General features: G+C 71.7%; 11 protein-coding genes. 8 read left to right on the top strand and 3 right to left on the bottom strand.

Annotated elements, in window-relative coordinates; translation table 11 throughout:
* Positions 1 to 368: 368 nt before the first annotated feature.
* A complete protein-coding gene (locus tag IEZ11_RS08480; protein ID WP_189261995.1) occupies positions 369 to 1,031 on the bottom strand; it encodes a hydrolase in 663 nt (220 codons plus the stop codon).
* 333 nt (positions 1,032 to 1,364) lie between these two features.
* Here IEZ11_RS08480 and IEZ11_RS08475 point away from each other — a divergent pair, with 333 nt between their 5' ends.
* The 7 genes from IEZ11_RS08475 to IEZ11_RS08445 all read left to right on the top strand — a co-directional run bounded on the left by IEZ11_RS08475 (position 1,365) and on the right by IEZ11_RS08445 (position 8,424).
* Entirely contained in the window at positions 1,365 to 3,254 is a 1,890-nt protein-coding gene (locus tag IEZ11_RS08475; RefSeq protein ID WP_189261994.1) for an amidohydrolase, read from the top strand.
* A 58-nt stretch (positions 3,255 to 3,312) separates the two neighbouring features.
* Positions 3,313 to 4,398, top strand: coding sequence for an MBL fold metallo-hydrolase (locus IEZ11_RS08470; protein WP_189261993.1), 1,086 nt, complete (start codon positions 3,313 to 3,315; stop codon positions 4,396 to 4,398).
* Positions 4,399 to 4,492: 94 nt separating this feature from the next.
* A complete protein-coding gene (locus IEZ11_RS08465; RefSeq protein ID WP_229712880.1) occupies positions 4,493 to 4,708 on the top strand; it encodes a lipase family protein in 216 nt (71 codons plus the stop codon).
* An 89-nt stretch (positions 4,709 to 4,797) separates the two neighbouring features.
* Positions 4,798 to 5,787: an alpha/beta fold hydrolase gene (locus IEZ11_RS08460; protein ID WP_189261992.1), complete on the top strand. Its 990-nt coding sequence runs from the start codon at positions 4,798 to 4,800 to the stop codon at positions 5,785 to 5,787.
* Positions 5,788 to 5,891: 104 nt separating this feature from the next.
* Complete coding sequence (locus tag IEZ11_RS08455) at positions 5,892 to 6,695, top strand: alpha/beta fold hydrolase (protein WP_373294877.1); 804 nt, start codon at positions 5,892 to 5,894, stop codon at positions 6,693 to 6,695.
* Between the two features lie 140 nt (positions 6,696 to 6,835).
* Complete coding sequence (locus IEZ11_RS08450; protein ID WP_189261991.1) at positions 6,836 to 7,513, top strand: YoaK family protein; 678 nt, start codon at positions 6,836 to 6,838, stop codon at positions 7,511 to 7,513.
* A 77-nt stretch (positions 7,514 to 7,590) separates the two neighbouring features.
* Positions 7,591 to 8,424, top strand: coding sequence for an alpha/beta fold hydrolase (locus tag IEZ11_RS08445; RefSeq protein WP_189261990.1), 834 nt, complete (start codon positions 7,591 to 7,593; stop codon positions 8,422 to 8,424).
* Positions 8,425 to 8,590: 166 nt separating this feature from the next.
* Here the strand turns inward: IEZ11_RS08445 and IEZ11_RS08440 are convergent, their stop codons facing one another.
* Both IEZ11_RS08440 and IEZ11_RS08435 read right to left on the bottom strand, forming a co-directional pair.
* Positions 8,591 to 11,521 (bottom strand): AfsR/SARP family transcriptional regulator, encoded by a 2,931-nt coding sequence (locus IEZ11_RS08440; protein ID WP_229712878.1) that lies wholly within the window; start codon positions 11,519 to 11,521, stop codon positions 8,591 to 8,593.
* Positions 11,522 to 11,904: 383 nt separating this feature from the next.
* Entirely contained in the window at positions 11,905 to 12,930 is a 1,026-nt protein-coding gene (locus IEZ11_RS08435) for a M28 family peptidase (protein ID WP_229712877.1), read from the bottom strand.
* A 197-nt stretch (positions 12,931 to 13,127) separates the two neighbouring features.
* Here IEZ11_RS08435 and IEZ11_RS08430 point away from each other — a divergent pair, with 197 nt between their 5' ends.
* Complete coding sequence (locus IEZ11_RS08430; RefSeq protein WP_229712876.1) at positions 13,128 to 16,091, top strand: AfsR/SARP family transcriptional regulator; 2,964 nt, start codon at positions 13,128 to 13,130, stop codon at positions 16,089 to 16,091.
* The last annotated feature ends 58 nt before the right edge of the window (positions 16,092 to 16,149 follow it).

The following is a 16,149-nucleotide window of genomic DNA, read 5'->3' as shown; positions in this document are numbered from 1 at the left end:
ATCGCCTACGACGCTAAGAGGGGACCGCTGTCCGACACACCACGCGAACGCGTAGTTCACCACTCGTCTTCGCGCGCCCTGCCCCGACTGCCAGGTACTTCGACCGCGCGGCGGACGCCCGGCAAGGCGCCGCGGCCTCCGTGCTCCTGGCTGGGTCGCCGCTCGTCGGGGGAACGGACGGGCGCCGCTTCGACAGCGCGACGAAGCCGTTCCCGGGGCCGCCTCCCGCCGGTGAGGCGCCTCCGTCCGGTCACCGGCCGGTTGACCCGCTCGCTCGCATGCGCCGGACATGGCTCCCGCGCAGCACCGGGCGCGCCGACCGCGTCCCGCCCCGCCCCCCGCCCCCGTCCGCGTGCCCTGCCCGTCGGTCAGCCGGTGGTGTGGGAACCGATGATGGACTCGGCATAGACCGCGCCGAGGCCATAGGTACCGGCGTGCTCCTTCACCACCTCGATGACGGCGCCGTAGGTCTCGGTACGGAGCCAGTCACGCTGGAGCTCCAGCAGGACCTGGAGCCAGGTCATCGGAACGGCTCCGGCCTGGACCATGCGCTGCATGCCGTGTTCGTGGGCCTGCCGACTCACTCCGCCCGACGCGTCGGCGACGACGTACACCTCGTATCCCTGGGACAGTGCGGACAGCACGGGCAGCACGAGGCACACCTCCGTCCACAGTCCCGCGATGACGATCTTGGTACGCCCCGTGGCCTTGACGGCCTCCACGAACGCGGGGTCCTCCCAGGCGTTCATCGTGCTGCGGTCGATGATCTGCTGATCCGGGAAAACCGCCTTGAGCTGCGGGATCATCGCGCCCGAGAACTGCTTTTCGGCCACGGTGCTCAGCACCACCGGCACATCGAACACCTTGGCCGACTTCGCGAGGCCGACCGTCGAGTTGATGATCTCGCCTCGCTCGCCGCTGGACGCGGCGAAGAACATCTGCGGCTGGTGGTCCACGAACAGCACCGCGCAGTTGTCCGGGGTGAGCAGGTCGGGGCCGGGCAGGGCGGCGACAGCGGAGATGTCGAACATGGTGGAGTCCTGTCGGTCGTGGGGGCATGTCGTGTTCCCGGGCCGCCGGACCGCGCGTCGAGGAGGCGGGAAGCGGGCGGCACGCCGTGGACGCTAGAGAGCCCCTTGTGGACATTCGCTGCCCAAAAGGTGACCGACGTCGACTACGCCCCGAGGGCCGGCGGTACCGGTTTGTCCACCCCAGTCCGTGGCGGCCGTCGGCCGGCGCGTCCCGCTGGGGTGGGGCCCCGGTGCGAACGTCGCTCGCTCGGAGGTGTCCTGACGTGGTCGGCCATCACGGTTCGCGCGGCCAGGAGCCCTTGGACCGTGGGCAGCCATCCCGAGGGAGGGACCATGACATCCATGCCGGTTGCCGGCATCCGCGAAGGTGCTCCGGCACAGCCCGCGGATCTCGTCCTGCGCAATGCGAAGGTCTTCACCGGCGACCCGAAGCGGCCGGCCGCGACCGCGTTCGCCGTGCGCGAGGGCTCGGTGACCGTCGTCGGCGGGGACCGGGAGGTCGCTCCGCTGGTCGGTCCGCGGACTCGGGTGGTCGACGCCCTGGGACACCGCGTCGTGCCGGGCCTGAACGACTCGCACAACCACGTCGTCCGCGGCGGCCTGCATTTCGTCCTCGAACTCCGCTGGGACGGCGTGCGGACTCTGCGGCAGGGGCTGGCGATGGTGCGGGAGCAGGCCGCACGGACTCCGCCCGGCCAGTGGCTCCGGGTCGCGGGCGGCTGGAGTGTCGAGTCGGTGGCGGAACACCGGATGCCGACTCCGGCGGAACTCAACGCCGCCGCGCCCGACACCCCGGTCGTGATCACCCACCTCTATCAGGCCGCGATCCTCAATCGCGCCGCGCTGCACGCCGCCGGGATCACCCGTGACAGCCCCGACCCCGCGGGCGGCCAGATCGTCCGCGGCCACGACGGCGAACCCACCGGGTTGCTCATCGCCGCGCCGGGCGCCCTGCTGCTGTACTCGACCCTGGCCAAGGCCCCGGTCCTGGACCCAGAGGGCCAGAAGGGCTCCACGAGGCAGTTCCTCCTGGAGTTGAACCGGTTCGGGTTGACGTCACTGATCGACGCCGCCGGCGGATTCCAGGACTTCCCGTCGGGCTATCGCACGGTCACCGACCTCCACGCCGCCGGCGAGCTGACCGTCAGGATCGCCTACCACCTGTTCCCGCAGACCCTCGGCCAGGAAGTCGACGACCTGCGCCGTTGGATCGGCATGGTGCGGCCCGACGACGGCGACGAGTGGCTGCGGCTCAACGGCGCGGGCGAGAACCTGACCTGGGCCGCGGCGGACTTCGAGAACTTCGCCCAGCCCCGTCCGGAACTGGGCCCGTACGAGGCTGAGTTCGAGAACGCCGTCCGGCTCCTGATGGAGAGCGGCTGGGGATTCCGGTTGCACGCCACGTACGACGAAACCGTCCGTCGCGACCTCGCCGTCTTCGAGAAGCTGGCTGCCGAAGGGCTCTTCCCCGGCGGGAACCGCTGGCTGTTCGACCATGTGGAGCTGGTGTCGGAGGAGAGCCTGGACCGCATCGCGGCGCTCGGCGGGGCGATCGGCGTCCAGCACCGCCTGGCATACCAGGGCACCACCTTCCGTGACCGCTACGGCTCCCAGGCCGCGACGACGGCGCCGCCGCTCGGCGCGATGCGCAGCCGTGGCCTGCACGTCGCCGCGGGAACGGACGCCACCCGGGTCTCGACCTACAACCCCTGGGTCGCCCTGTACTGGCTGGTGTCCGGGTGCAACGTCGCCGGTGTGCCGCTGCGGTCGGGACACCACCGTATGGACCGGGCCGAAGCCCTCGCCTCGTACACCGTCGGCGGTGCCCGGCTCACGGGCGAGCAGGACGTCAAGGGCATCCTCGGTCCGGGCTACTACGCGGACTTCGCCGTACTGACCGACGATTTCTTCGAGATCCCCGAGGAGCGGATCCCCGAGATCGAGGCACTGCTGACGGTCGTGGGCGGTCGGGTCGTCCACGCCGCCGGCTTCTTCGAAGGCCTGGCGCCGGCCGTGCCCCCCGTCCGGCCGGACTGGAGCCCGCTCGCGCACTTCGGCGGCTACCAGGCGGGCCACGGCTGCGACCGTTCCGGGCTGCGCCAGGCCGAGGGGGTCCGGGACGCGGCCGCCGAATCCGCCGAACAGCTCCGGTGGCGACAGCGCACCGGCCGGGCCACCGGCGGTCACCGGCCGCTCGACACCTTCGACCCCTGCTTCAGCTGAACACCTCTGCCGCTGAACGGACCTCCCCGTCACCGAATCGAAAGGCGACCAGAACCCCATGTCTCCCGAACTCCAGCCTCCGACCGGCCGCCGCGGATTCCTCAAGGGCGCTGCCACCGCCCTCGCCGTCCCGGCCGCCGCCACCCTCGTCGGCGTGGGCGCGCTGGCCGAGCCCGCCCGTGCCGACGACGGTGGCCTGCCCGACTACGCGCCGATCCCGGCCGCCTCGGTCGGGCCCACGCCGAACGAGGACGGCTACCACGTGGGCCAGATCGCCGGAAACCTCTACTGGGTCACGGACTCCTACTACCAGGCCATGTTCCTGACGACCACGCGGGGCGTCGTCCTCGTCGACGCACCGCCGACCATCGGGCACAACCTGCTCCGCGCGATCGACGACATCACCCGGGCCAACGGCCGGCCGAGCAAGGTCACCCACCTCGTCTACTCGCACTCGCACGCCGACCACATCGGCGCCGCCGGGCTGTTCGGAACCGACGTCGTGCGCGTCGCGCACGCCGCGACGGCCGGTCTACTGGCCCGCGCGGCGGACCCCAACCGCCCGCTGCCCACGGTCACGTTCCACGACAAGTACCAGCTCAAGGTCGGTGGAGAAACCCTGCGTCTGGCATACCACGGCCCCAACCACTCCCCCGACAACATCTTCATCCACGCGCCCGAGTACGCCACCCTGATGCTGGTCGACGTCCTGTACCCGGGCTGGGTGCCGTTCAAGAACCTCGCGGTCTCGCAGGACATCCCCGCCTGGATCAAGGCCCAGAGCATCGCGATGGACTACCCGTGGCAGACGTTCGTCGGCGGCCATCTCGGGCGGCTCGGCGTCCGCGCGGACGGTGCGCTGCAGATCCGGTACATGGACGACCTGGATGCCAGCACCAGGTCCGCGATCGCCTCCGTCGACCCGACCCCGTTCTTCGCCAAGTACGGTACGCAGGGGAACTCGTGGGCGATCTTCAAGACGTTCCTCGACGCGGTCGCGGACACCGCGGCCGCTCCCGTGGCCGCGAAGTACACCGGAGTCCTCGCCGCCGCCGACGTCTTCACGCGCGACAACGCCTGGACGCTGCTGGAGTCCCTGCGGATCGACGCGGGCGTCCTCGGGCCGTTCGGCGTCCACCCGTGAACCGCTGGGACTCCTCCCCGGTGCGAGGGCAGCGCGGTCGCCGGTCCGGTGTGCGCGTACCGGGTCAGGACACCCGCGCAGGAGAGGCCCAGCCATGACCGTCCCCGTTCCCGTGGTGTTCGTCCGCGGACTCCGGCCGCACAGCACCTCCTGGCGGCCGTGGACCGAGCTGTTCCGCGGGGAGGGCTACGGCCCGTCCGCGCCCGGGTGGCCCGGCGACCCCGACACCGTCGAGGAGACGCGCCAGAACCCCGGGAGCGTCGCCGGAGCCGGCTGCGTCATCGACGGCGGCCTCGTCGGCTCCCGCTGACCGGGCGTCACGGCTCGGCGCGCGCCGAGGCCGCCACACCTCGCCTCCTCCCCCCCCTCGCCTCCCCCTCGCACCCCCTGGAGAGATCAGTGAGATTCCGCCTGCCCAGGTCCCGCCGCCTGGTGGCCGCGGTATTCGCCCTGGCCGTCGGCCTCGGCTCGACCACCCTCACGGCCGCGGCCTCCGCCAAGCCGTCGCCGTCCGCCGGTGAGCAGGTACCCGCCGGTTTCAGCGAGCACAAGACCCGGGTCGCCGGGATCGGCATCAACTACGTGATCGGCGGCCACGGACCGACCCTGGTCCTGATCCACGGCTACCCCCAGACCTGGTACGAGTGGCACGGCATCATGCCCGCGCTCGCCAGGCACTACACCGTCATCGCCCCGGACCTGCCCGGCGCGGGCCGGAGCGACACGCCGGCGTCCGGCTACGACAAGAAGACGATGGCCGCCGATCTGCACGCGCTCCTGGTGTCGCTCGGCAAGGACCACGACGTGAACGTCGTCGGCCACGACATCGGCACGATGGTCGCCTACTCCTACGCGGCCCAGTACCCGCACAGCGTCAGGAAACTCGTGCTCAGCGAGGCCCCGATCCCGGACCCGGGCATCTACCAGTTCCCGTCGCTGACGGCCCAGGGCCCCGGGGCGTGGCACTTCGGCTTCTTCGCCCTGCAGACCGGCCTCCCCGAGAGCCTGATCCGGGGCCGCGAGCTGACCTGGACGACCGGCTTCATGCGGGGCATCGCGGTGCACAAGGACGCCCTGACCCCGGACGACCTCCAGGTCTTCGCCTCCTACCTGCGCGACTACGCGCATCTGGAGGCGAGCTTCGCGTGGTTCCGGACGTTCCCGCAGGACATCGCCGACAACGCGCGGTTCCAGAAGAAGCCCCTGACCATGCCGGTACTCGCGATCGGCGCCTCCGGCAGCCTCGGCTCGTCGGTCGCCGAGCAGGTGCGCCACTACGCCGCCCATGTCACCCCGGCCGTCATCCCCGACTCCGGCCACTGGATCTACGAGGAGCACCCGAAGGAGACGACAGACCTGCTGCTGCGCTTCCTGGGCGACCGGCGATGACATCGGGACGGAAACCGACCCCTAGGAGAACTGTCATGACAGGCATCGAACAGGTCCGACTCGGCGCGGTCGGGCAACGCCGCAGAAAGCTGATGCTTTCGGCGATGGCGGTCGGGACACTGCTCGCGGTCCCGGCGCTGTCCGCCGCCACGCCCGTCCGCTCGGCGTCCGCCGCGAACGTCACGACGGCGTCCGCCGCACCGAGCACCCCGAAACCGACCGTGGTCCTGGTCCACGGCGCGTTCGCGGACTCGTCGAGCTGGGACGCGGTGACATCCCGGCTCGAACGCCAGGGATACCCGGTGCTCGGCGTGGCGAACCCGCTCCGCGGCCTGGCCTCCGACTCGGCCTACGTGTCCAGTGTCCTGGACACCATCCCGGGACCGGTCGTCCTGGTCGGCCATTCCTACGGCGGCGCCGTCATCACCGACGCCGCGGCGGGCCACGCCAACGTCAAGGCCCTGGTGTACATCGCCGCGTTCGCTCCCGATCAGGGCGAGTCCGGCCTGGCGATCCTCGGACAGTACCCAGGCAGCCAACTCCCGCCGGCACTGACGGTCCGGGCGTTCCCGGGCGGGCAGGACGCCTACGTCGACCCCGCCGACTTCCGGCAGGTCTTCGCCGCCGACGTGCCGGCCGGCAAGGCCCGGCTGATGGCGGCCGGGCAACGGCCGGTGGCGCTGGCCGCGTTCGCGGAGCCCAGCAGCACACCGGCCTGGAGGACCATTCCCTCCTGGTTCCTGGTCGCAGGCGCCGACCACGCCATCCCGCCGGCCGCCGAGCAGGCCATGGCCCGTCGCGCGGGTTCGCACACCGAGGTGATCCGCGGCGCCTCGCACGCGGTCCTCGTGTCGCGTCCCGACGCCACCGCGCACGTCATCGAGGCCGCCGCCCGCGCCACCTCCTGACCCGACGTCAGCCGCCAAGGGCGTGGCTTCGGTCGAGCGATGCCCCGGCGATCCGCGAAAGGAGCGAGCATGCCAGCCCTGTCCGATCCGGTCCGCACGCATCCCCGTGGCGGGCGCGCCACCGATCGGCGGCGACGGAGATGACCGGCTCCCGCGACCACGGTCCGCTGCCGGGCCTGCTCCTCGCCCTGACCATCGGGACCGGCCTGGTCGACGCCGTCAGCTATCTGACGCTGGGCCACGTCTTCGTCGCGAACATGACGGGCAACATCGTCTTCTTCGGATTCGCGGTCGCCGGAGCCGGCGGCGTCTCCTGGAGCGCGACGCTTGTGGCCGTCGGCTGCTTCGGGGCCGGCGCGTTCGTCGGCGGACGCCACGGCAGCACCCGCACGACCCACCGCGGCCGGCTGCTGGCCGTCACGTGCGGGGCCCAGTGCGTACTGGTCGCCGTGACGGCCTTGCTGGCGGCCTTCGCCGATCCGACGCGCCGCGGCACACAGCTGGCCATGGTCGCCCTGCCGGCCGTCGCGATGGGCGCCCAGAACGCCGTGGTCCGCCGGCTGGCGGTCCCCGACCTGACCACGACGGTGCTCACCCTGACGGCCGCGGGGCTGTTCGCGGACCGGACCTCGAACCAGGTACGGCTGCGGCGCGTCGCCTCGATCCTGGCGATGATGACGGGGGCGCTGGTCGGCGGTCTGCTGCTGCGCCACGGCCGGATCGCCGCTCCGCTGTGGGCCGCCGCGGCCGTTCTCGCGGGGTGCGCGGTGACGGCCGACCGGCTGCGACGGCGCGACACGGCCGAGAGCTGGAGCTGAGCGCGCACGCCACACCCACCTCACCCACCCCGGCGCCGTCAGCGCGCTGATCCACCACACCGCGAAGGGAAACCGACATGCCGTACATCACCGTCGGCCAGGAGAACTCCACCGGCATCGAGCTGTACTACGAGGACCACGGCAGCGGGCAGCCCGTCGTGCTGATCCACGGCTACCCGCTGGACGGCCACTCCTGGGAGAAGCAGCTCCCGGCCCTGCTGGACGCGGGCCACCGGGTCATCACCTACGACCGCCGCGGCTTCGGCCGGTCGTCGCAGCCGACCACGGGCTACGACTACGACACCTTCGCGGCCGACCTCGACACGCTGCTGACCGAACTGGATCTCACCGACGCGGTACTCGTCGGGTTCTCCATGGGCACGGGAGAGGTCGGCCGTTACCTGGGCACGTACGGTTCGCAGCGCGTCGCCAAGGCCGCGTTCCTGGCCTCGCTCGAACCCTTCCTGGTCAAGACCGACGACAACCCGGGCGGCGTCGACCAGTCGGTCTTCGACGGCATCCTGGCGGCGGTCACCGGGGACCGCTACGCCTACTTCACCGGCTTCTACGAGGCGTTCTACAACCTCGACGAGACGCTCGGGGACCGGATCAGCGAAGAGGCCGTGCGGGCCTCCTGGAACGTGGCGGCGGGCGCGTCGGCGTACGCGTCGGTGGCCTGCGTGCCCACCTGGATCACCGACTTCCGCGACGACGTCACCAAGATCGACATACCGACGCTGATCCTGCACGGCACGGCCGACCGGATCCTGCCGATCGACTCCACCGGGCGACCCTTCCACGCGCTGCTGCCCTCGGCCGAGTACGTCGAGATCGAGGGCGCCCCGCACGGTCTGCTGTGGACACACGCGGAGGAGGTCAACGCCGCGCTGCTGGCCTTCCTGGGCAAGTGACCGCTCGACTCGGCCATGCCCCGAGGGGCCTGGTCCATGACTCGGTGCAGGTCCTCGCGGATCGCCCCGCCGGTGACCTGCACCGAGATGCCCTGTCGGCCTTCGGGGGCCGGCCGCCCCCGGAGAGGGCACGCGCGGCCCGCGCGCAGCTGGCAGAGGCCGTCGGTCACTCGGTCATGGCAGTCGATGTGCCGTCGGTCCGAAGCTTCGCCCGCACCTCGGCCGCCCACGGGGGATCGATCTCCGTGAGGATGTCCGCCGCCTGCACCCACACCGCGCGAGCGGCCGCGTCGTCACCGGTCGCCGCGTAGGTGTCGCCGAGCCGGGTGAGGCTGCCGGCCTCGTTGTAACGGTCGCCGTTCCTGCGGAGCATGGCGATGGCTCGCAGGTAACAGGCCTTCGCCCGCCTGAAGTTGGCCAGATGGTGATGTGCGTAGGCAAGGGTGTCCCAGGCGTTGGCCTCGTACGGACCGCCTTGGTCCTTCATCCGTCGGTACAGGGAGAGCGACCGTAGGGCGTTGGCCATGGCCTTGTCGTAGTCGCCGAGTACCGCTTCGTACCAGGCGATCGCGTTCATCGCGTCCGCCTGCCCGCTCAGGTGTCCGGCGATGCGGTACAGGTCCAGGGCGTGCCTGGTCTGCCGTATCGCCTCACCGTGCCTCTCGGTACGGGTCATCACCCAGCCGAGGGCGCGTCGGGTGTGCGCCTGGCCGAGGTCGTCGCCCAGGGCCTCGAACAGGGACAGGGCGTGACGCAGGTGGTCCTCGGCCTCGGGGTAGCGGCGGAGCAGTGAACAGGCGCGGCCAAGGCCACCGTGGGCATGCGCGACGCCGACGGGGTCGCCGAGCTGCTGGGCCGCGGCGAGAGCGATGCGCTGGAGGTCCGCCCAGTCGTGCCAGTGCCCGAACCGTTCGTGTACCGGGTCCAGCAGCCGCGCCAGTTGCCACGTGTGGCCGCCGAGCCCGTCGTCCACCGACTGCCGCGCCACTTCCAGCAGGACGAGCCGCTCCGTACTGAACCAGCTGAGGGCGGACTCGGCGTCCCGCAGGGCCACCGGGGTCCCCGTCGCCTCCGACGACGGGGCCGGCGAGGGGAAGACACCCGCCGGATCGAGAAGGGAGGCGCTGACATGCGCGGTGAGCAGATAGTGATCCAGCATGCGGCACATCGCGTCGCGCCGCTCCTCCTCGCTGTCCCCTTCCCCGTCCCCGGCGCCAGCGAGTTCGTTCGCATACGCGCGCAGGAGGTCATGGAAGCGGTACCGGCCCGGGGCCTCCTCGGTGAGAAGGTGCGCGCGCGTCAGCTCCGCCAGCAGGGAACGGACCCGGGCGGTCGGGCGGTCCGCGAGTGCGCCGGCCGCGTGTGTCCCGATGTCCGGCCCGGGATGCAGGGACAGGAGCCGGAACAGCCGGGCAGCTTCGCCGGTCAGGATGCGGTACGACCAGCCGAACACCGTCCGTACGTCTGTCGCGGCGTCGAGGCCGTCGAAGGCGTCGAGGCTTCCGTTCGCCTCCATGAGTTCCGCCGCGATGCCGGACAGCGGGAACGTCGGGTTCATCAGGGCGCGGGCCGTGATGATGGACAGCGCAAGTGGCAGCCCACCGCAGAGGGAGATGATCGTGTCGACGGCAGCGGGTTCGGCGGCCACCCGGTCGGCTCCGAGGCGTCGTAGGAGTGACTGCCTGGCGTCCTTCGGGGACAGCAGGTCCAGGGTGAGGGGGTGGGCGCCGCCGGCGACCACCAGGCTCGTCAGCTGATTGCGACTGGTGATCAGGACCAGGCAGCCGGCGGCGGCGCCGGGCAGCAGCGGACGTACCTGGTCGGCGTCGCGCGCGTTGTCCAGCAGGACCAGGACGCGTCGGTCCGCGAGGAGGCTTCGATACAGGGCGGACTGGGCTTCCAGACTGTCGGGCATCTGCTTGCGGCTGACTCCCAGAGCCTCCAGGAACCCTCGTACGGCTTCCGCCGGGTCCATGGCCGCGCCATGGAGGTCGAATCCCCGCAGGTTGACGTAGAGCTGGCCGTCCGGGAACCGGTCCGCCACTCGATGGGCCACCTGGACGGCCAAGGTGGTCTTGCCCACTCCGGCCATGCCCCCGATGGCGTTGATCACCATGGTGGTGCCGGGTCCACCGTCGACACAGGCGTCCGGAAGGCGGCGCAGCATGTGGTCGATCTCGGCCTCGCGGCCCGCGAAGTGTTCGTAGGCGGCCGGGAGTTGGGCAGGCCGGGGCAGCGGCACGAGCAGGTCGTCGCGAGCCGGGGAGGCCGTCTCCGGAGCAGCGGCCCCACCGGTGGAGCCGTCACCCGCCAAGGGCGCGAGGGGCGTCGGCGCAGCGGGGGCGGACCGCGCGCTCAGCACTTCGCGGTGAGCGGCCAGCAACTCGGCGGAGGGCTCGACGCCCAACTCCTCGGCCAGGAGCGCCCGGATCTTCTGATACGTCTCCAGGGCCTGGGCCTGCTGGCCCGTCAGCGCCAGCGCCCGGATCAGCCGGCCGTGCAGCGGTTCGTCAAGGGGATGGCCGTCCGCCAGGCCCTGCAGTTGAGCCAGCACCGGTTCCGCGCGGCCGTGGCGCAGGGCCACGTCGGCGGCCTCCTTGACCGTGGCCAGCCGCTCACCGTCGAGTCCCGCGAACACCGGGTGGCTGCGGGCCTGAACCGGTATCCCGGCGGCCGCGTGACCGCGCCACAGCGCCAGGGCCTGCGCATACAGCTCAAGGGCGGACACGGCATCGTCCGTCCGGTCGGCCGCTCGCGCCTGCGCGCGAAGGTCACGGAAGCGCAGCAGGTCAAGTGTGGTGGCGTCGACGTCCAGCCGGTATCCGCCGCCCTCTCGGAGCAGCCAGCTCCCGGTCGCCATCCGGGGCAGCCCCGGCTCCAGCACACGGCGCAGCGCCCCCACATAGCGGCGCACGACGTTGACCGCGCTGAGCGGCGGATCCTGTCCCCACAGCATGTCGACGACTTCCGCGGCGGTGACGGGCCGGTCGCTGCTCGCCAGCAGCAGCGCCGCGAACGCCTGCTGCTGCGGGGGCCCCAGGCGCAGCTCGCCATCGGCCCGCCAGGCGCGTACCGGACCCAGCACGGCGAAGTGCACCGTCTCCCCCGGGGCACGGACCTCCCGCCTGCCGGCAGAACCGGTCGTGGGTGCGGCTAACGGTCTCTGTGTTTCGGCCGCCTGCGTCATGTGGCGGTCGGCCGAGCACGGTGACCGGCGAAGCGCGAGCCGGAGCCCGGACATGCCCTCTGCCTGCTGGACGCGTAGCGCACCATGGTCATGAATCTCCTCATCCCGAGGCCCCGCCCCGCCCTCTCCGCCCGCGGCCGACGCGCGTTCCGGCCGTGCCGTCAGGGACCTTTCCCCAGCTCACAGTACCCCGGCCCGCAGGGCGAAGGCAGGTCGTACCGGGTCGAGGTCGGGCGGCCGCGGGTGTACAGGAGGACCAAAGGGTGCACGTCGCCCATGACCATGACGTCGGCTCACCCGCACGGCCAGTGCAGCGCGGTGGCCGCGGTCGCGGCGGTGACCGCGGCCAGCCGGTCGTAGTCGAGGAGGTCCGGCGTGTCCGTGGGGCGGTGGTAGTGCTGATTGCGGAAGTTGGCGGTGCCGGTCAGCATGAGGGCCGGGATCCGACGGTTCCAGAACGAGGCGTGGTCGCTGCGCCCGAGGTGATTCGCCGGTGGCACCGCCAGGCCGATGAGCAGACCCAGCGGCCCTTCGGGACGTCGGTCACGGAGGGCGATCGAAGGGAGGGCGGGCAGTGCCGGACCCGCACACGCGGCCGCGCGCTGCCACAGAGTGGCCGCGTCCTGTGTGGAACGCCGGTGGACCACGAGGGTGAAGTCTCCGCGGAAGCGGTTCGCACGGACCTCGCGGGCGGCCGAGGGGAAGGCCAGTCCGAAGCCCGCGGGCAGCCGCTGACCACCGGGCTCGGGCGCGAAGTACCCGACCGACTCCAGGCAGATCATGCCCGCCACCTGTTCCTGCCGGGCAGTGAACTGCCGGGCGGCGTACCGCGAGCCGATCAGCCCCAGTTCCTCCATGTCGAAGCACATGAGGGTGACGGGCGGCGGCTCTTCCAGCGCGCCGAGCAGCCGGGCGGCTTCCAGCAGGACCGCCACACCGGAGGCGTTGTCGTCGGCTCCTGGGCTTGCGTCCACGGAGTCCAGGTGCGCGCCGATCAGCACCGTCGGCCGCTGTGGGTGCCCGGGGAGTCTCGCGATCAGGTTGGCGCCGGTCAGCCTCCGGTGCAGGCGCAGCTTGAGAGGGAGGAGCCGGTGCCCTTGCCGGTCGGTCGTACCTGGTTGCCAGCGCAGGTCGAACGGCTCTCGCTCGACCTGCCATCCGGCGGCCGTCAGCTCGCCCGTCACATGGCGCTCCGCCTCGGCCATGGCTTTCGGCGTGCGCACCCGACTGCGTGGGCACGCCGCGAGGGCGTCGACATCGCGTCGAAGCCGTGCCGGGTCGACCTGCCCGGCGAGTGTCTGCATCGCCGACTCGATCATGCGGGGACTCCGTCCGTCGTGCCGAGCGCCGCTGCTCGATCCGGCTCGCTGCGGCGGGGGCGGCGTGGGCATTCGGCGATCACCGGTTGAGGTGGCTGAAGTGACCATCGGCGACAGCATCGCAGGACGGGAGCGCTCAAGGCCGGAAATGATCAAGGTCGGCCCGTGTGAACCGCCGGGGTCATAGAATCCGAACCGTGCGTTTCACAGTATTGGGGCCCGTCAGAGTCTGGCGAGGCGAGACGGAGCTGAAGACGGGCCCGCCCAAGCGACGCGCCCTGCTGGCCCTGCTCCTGGCGCGGGTGGGGGAACCCGTTCCGGTCCACGAGATCGTCGACGTGCTCTGGGGCGAGAACGCACCGGCCGGCTCCGTCAATGTGGTGCACCGTCATGTGGGCGCTCTGCGAAAGCTGTTGGACACGGATCCGTCGGGACAGACCACGTCGAGCCGCCTCGTCCGTGGTTCCGGAGGCTACCGCCTGAGACTCCGCGCAGGGGAGCTCGACCTCCAGCGGTTCCGTTCCCTGCGGGACGAGGCGAGTGCGGCCCGGGATCTGGGCGACCCGGCCCGAGCGGCCGCAGCACTGATCGAGGCACTCACCCTGTGGCGCGGACCCACGGCGTCGGGGATCGCGCCGGAAGTGCGCGCACACCCCGTCTTCGCGTCGGTGGACCGGGAGTATCCGGCCGCGGTGAAGGAAGCCGCCGCGGTGGCCCTCGAAGCCGGACCGGCACTCGCCGGGCAGATGCTGCCGATCCTCCGGCAGACGGCCGCGGCCCACCCCTTGGACGAGGTGCTGCACGCGAGTCTCGTCACAGCGCTCGCGGTGACCGGACACCGGGCCGAGGCGCGGAACGCCTACCGGGACGTCAGTACGCGACTCGTCGACGAGCTGGGTCTGGACCCGGGCCCGGAACTTCAGTCCGCCGAACAGCAGTTGCCGCGCAGCGCCGCCGCCACGCCACCGGACCGACCGGAGAACGAAAGCAGTCCGCAGACCGGTCCCCACGTCGATACGGACTACAACGCCCTCCAACTGCCGTACGGCGGCGCCTCCGTACCGGAGGATGCCACCGAGAGGACGGCTCCGGCAGGCGACTCGACCCGGGTCCGTCCCGCGCAACTCCCGCCCGACCTGCGTATGTTCACCGGCCGCCACGCCGAACTGAGGCGCGTGCACGCACTCCTGTCACCGCCGGACGATCGGCCGCACACCGTGGTGATCAGCGCGATCGGCGGCATGGCCGGCATCGGGAAGACCAGCCTGGCCGTGCACTGGGCCCACCAGATCGCCGACCGCTTCCCCGACGGCCAGCTCTATGCCGACCTGCGCGGCTTCGACCCGTCGGGGTCGATCGCGGATCCCGCGGAGGTGATCCGCGGCTTCCTCGACGCCCTGGGCGTCCCCGCGCACCGCATACCGGCCGGCCTCGACGCCCAGGCCGCCCTCTACCGGACTCTGCTCGCCGGTCACCGCGTCCTGGTGCTGCTGGACAACGCGCGCGACACCGAACAGGTCCGCCCGCTCCTGCCGGGCTCCGCCGGATGCCTGATAGTCGTCACGAGCCGCAACCACCTGCACGGACTCGTCGTCGTGGACGGCGCCCATCCCCTCTCGCTCGACCTCCTGACGGCCGCGGAGTCCAGGGAGTTCCTGATGAGGCGACTCGGCACGAAGCGGGTCGCGGAGGAGCCGACGGCCGCTGACGAGATCGTCGCACTGTGCGGCTCCCTGCCGTTGACGCTGGCCATCGTCAGCGCCCGGGCCGCGGCCCATCCGGGCCGGAGCCTCTCGTCCGTCGCCGAGGACCTGCGAGGGACCCGCGGCAGCCTCGCCGCCTTCACCCACGACGATCCCGTCACCGACCCCCGCACGGCGTTCTCGTGGTCCTACGACGCTCTCACGCCAGGTGCGGCGAGACTGTTCCGCCTCCTGGCGCTCCATCCCGGACCCGACGCGTCCACCGCGACCGCGGCCGTGCTGCTGGGCCTGCCTCTCAAGGACACCCGCCCGCTGCTCGCCGAACTGGTCGGCGCGCATCTGCTCACCCAGCGGTCCCCGGGGCGCTTCGGTTCACACGAACTGCTGCGGATCTACGGCGCGGAACTGGCCGAGTCACACGACACTCCCGAGGAGCGGGACGCCGCACGGCACCGGCTGCTCGACCACCTCCTGCACACCGCTCACCGGGCCGACAGCCTGCTCGCACCCCACCGGGAACGTCTCACCCTGTCCCCGCGGGTCGTCACCGGGGCCGGTCCGGTGACGTTCAAAGTCAGGGAAAAGGCGGCAAGTTGGCTGAACGCCGAGCGTCCGGTCCTCCTCGCGGCGGTGCAGGAGACGGCCCGTACCGGCTTGGGCACCCACTGCTGGCAGCTCGCCGCGACACTGGAGCTCTTCCTGGACCGGCACGGCCGGTGGCAGGACCAACTAGTCGTTCAGGAAGCGGCGTTGCACGCGGCCGAGGAACTGGGCGACCTCTCGGGACGCGCCCACGCGCACCGGGCCCTGGGCTTCGTGAACGGGCGCCTGGAGCGCCCCGCCGAGGCACGCGAGCACCTGTCCACCGCGCTGGAACTGTTCGCCGCCATCGGCGACGCGCCCGGCCAGGGGCGCGTCCACCGCTACCTGGCCTTCCAGGCCAACCGCCAAGGCCGTCACCACGAGGCACTCGACCACTACCGCGAGGCGCACGCGCTGTACGCGGCGGCCGGTCATCGCAGCGGACAGGCAGGCATCTTCAACGAGGTCGGCTGGACCCACATTCTGCTCGGCGCGTACGAGGAGGCCCTGGCCGACTGCCAACGGGCGATCACCATGAACCAGCAACTCGGCGACCGCAACGGGGAGGCCGCCGCCTGGGACAGCCTCGGCTACGCCCACCATCACCTCGGCCGGTATCAGCAGGCCCTCACCTGCTACGAACACGCGTTGGCGGCGTACCGCGAGATCCACGACGACTACCTGGAAGCGGACACCCTCGTGCACATCGGTGACGCGTGGGAGGCCGACGGCGCCCCGGAGCGGGCGGCGGGCGCCTGGCGGCAGGCGTTGGAGATCCTGGAGACCATCGAGCACCCGGACGCCGAGCACGTACGCGACAAGCTCCGGCGCCCTGCCGGCACCCGGCTCGGCACCTCGTCGTCAATCCGCGGTTGAGACCACACGTACGCGGGGCTCGGCAACCGTACTCCGCCGGTCCGCCACAGTCGTGAAC

The sequence above is a fragment of the Streptomyces fuscichromogenes genome (genome assembly GCF_014645815.1).
GTDB classification, from domain to species: Bacteria; Actinomycetota; Actinomycetes; order Streptomycetales; family Streptomycetaceae; genus Streptomyces; species Streptomyces fuscichromogenes.
The sequence above is the reverse complement of the archived record's forward strand: the minus strand, read 5'-3'. Positions and strand labels throughout refer to the sequence as shown.

Bases quoted from the DNA above. Each gene is read 5' to 3' on its own strand.
- IEZ11_RS08480 (WP_189261995.1), bottom strand. From the start codon at position 1,031: ATGTTCGACATCTCCGCTGTCGCCGCCCTGCCCGGCCCCGACCTGCTC.
- IEZ11_RS08475 (WP_189261994.1), top strand. From the start codon at position 1,365: ATGACATCCATGCCGGTTGCCGGCATCCGCGAAGGTGCTCCGGCACAG.
- IEZ11_RS08470 (WP_189261993.1), top strand. From the start codon at position 3,313: ATGTCTCCCGAACTCCAGCCTCCGACCGGCCGCCGCGGATTCCTCAAG.
- IEZ11_RS08465 (WP_229712880.1), top strand. From the start codon at position 4,493: ATGACCGTCCCCGTTCCCGTGGTGTTCGTCCGCGGACTCCGGCCGCAC.
- IEZ11_RS08455 (WP_373294877.1), top strand. From the start codon at position 5,892: ATGGCGGTCGGGACACTGCTCGCGGTCCCGGCGCTGTCCGCCGCCACG.
- IEZ11_RS08450 (WP_189261991.1), top strand. From the start codon at position 6,836: ATGACCGGCTCCCGCGACCACGGTCCGCTGCCGGGCCTGCTCCTCGCC.
- IEZ11_RS08445 (WP_189261990.1), top strand. From the start codon at position 7,591: ATGCCGTACATCACCGTCGGCCAGGAGAACTCCACCGGCATCGAGCTG.
- IEZ11_RS08435 (WP_229712877.1), bottom strand. From the start codon at position 12,930: ATGATCGAGTCGGCGATGCAGACACTCGCCGGGCAGGTCGACCCGGCA.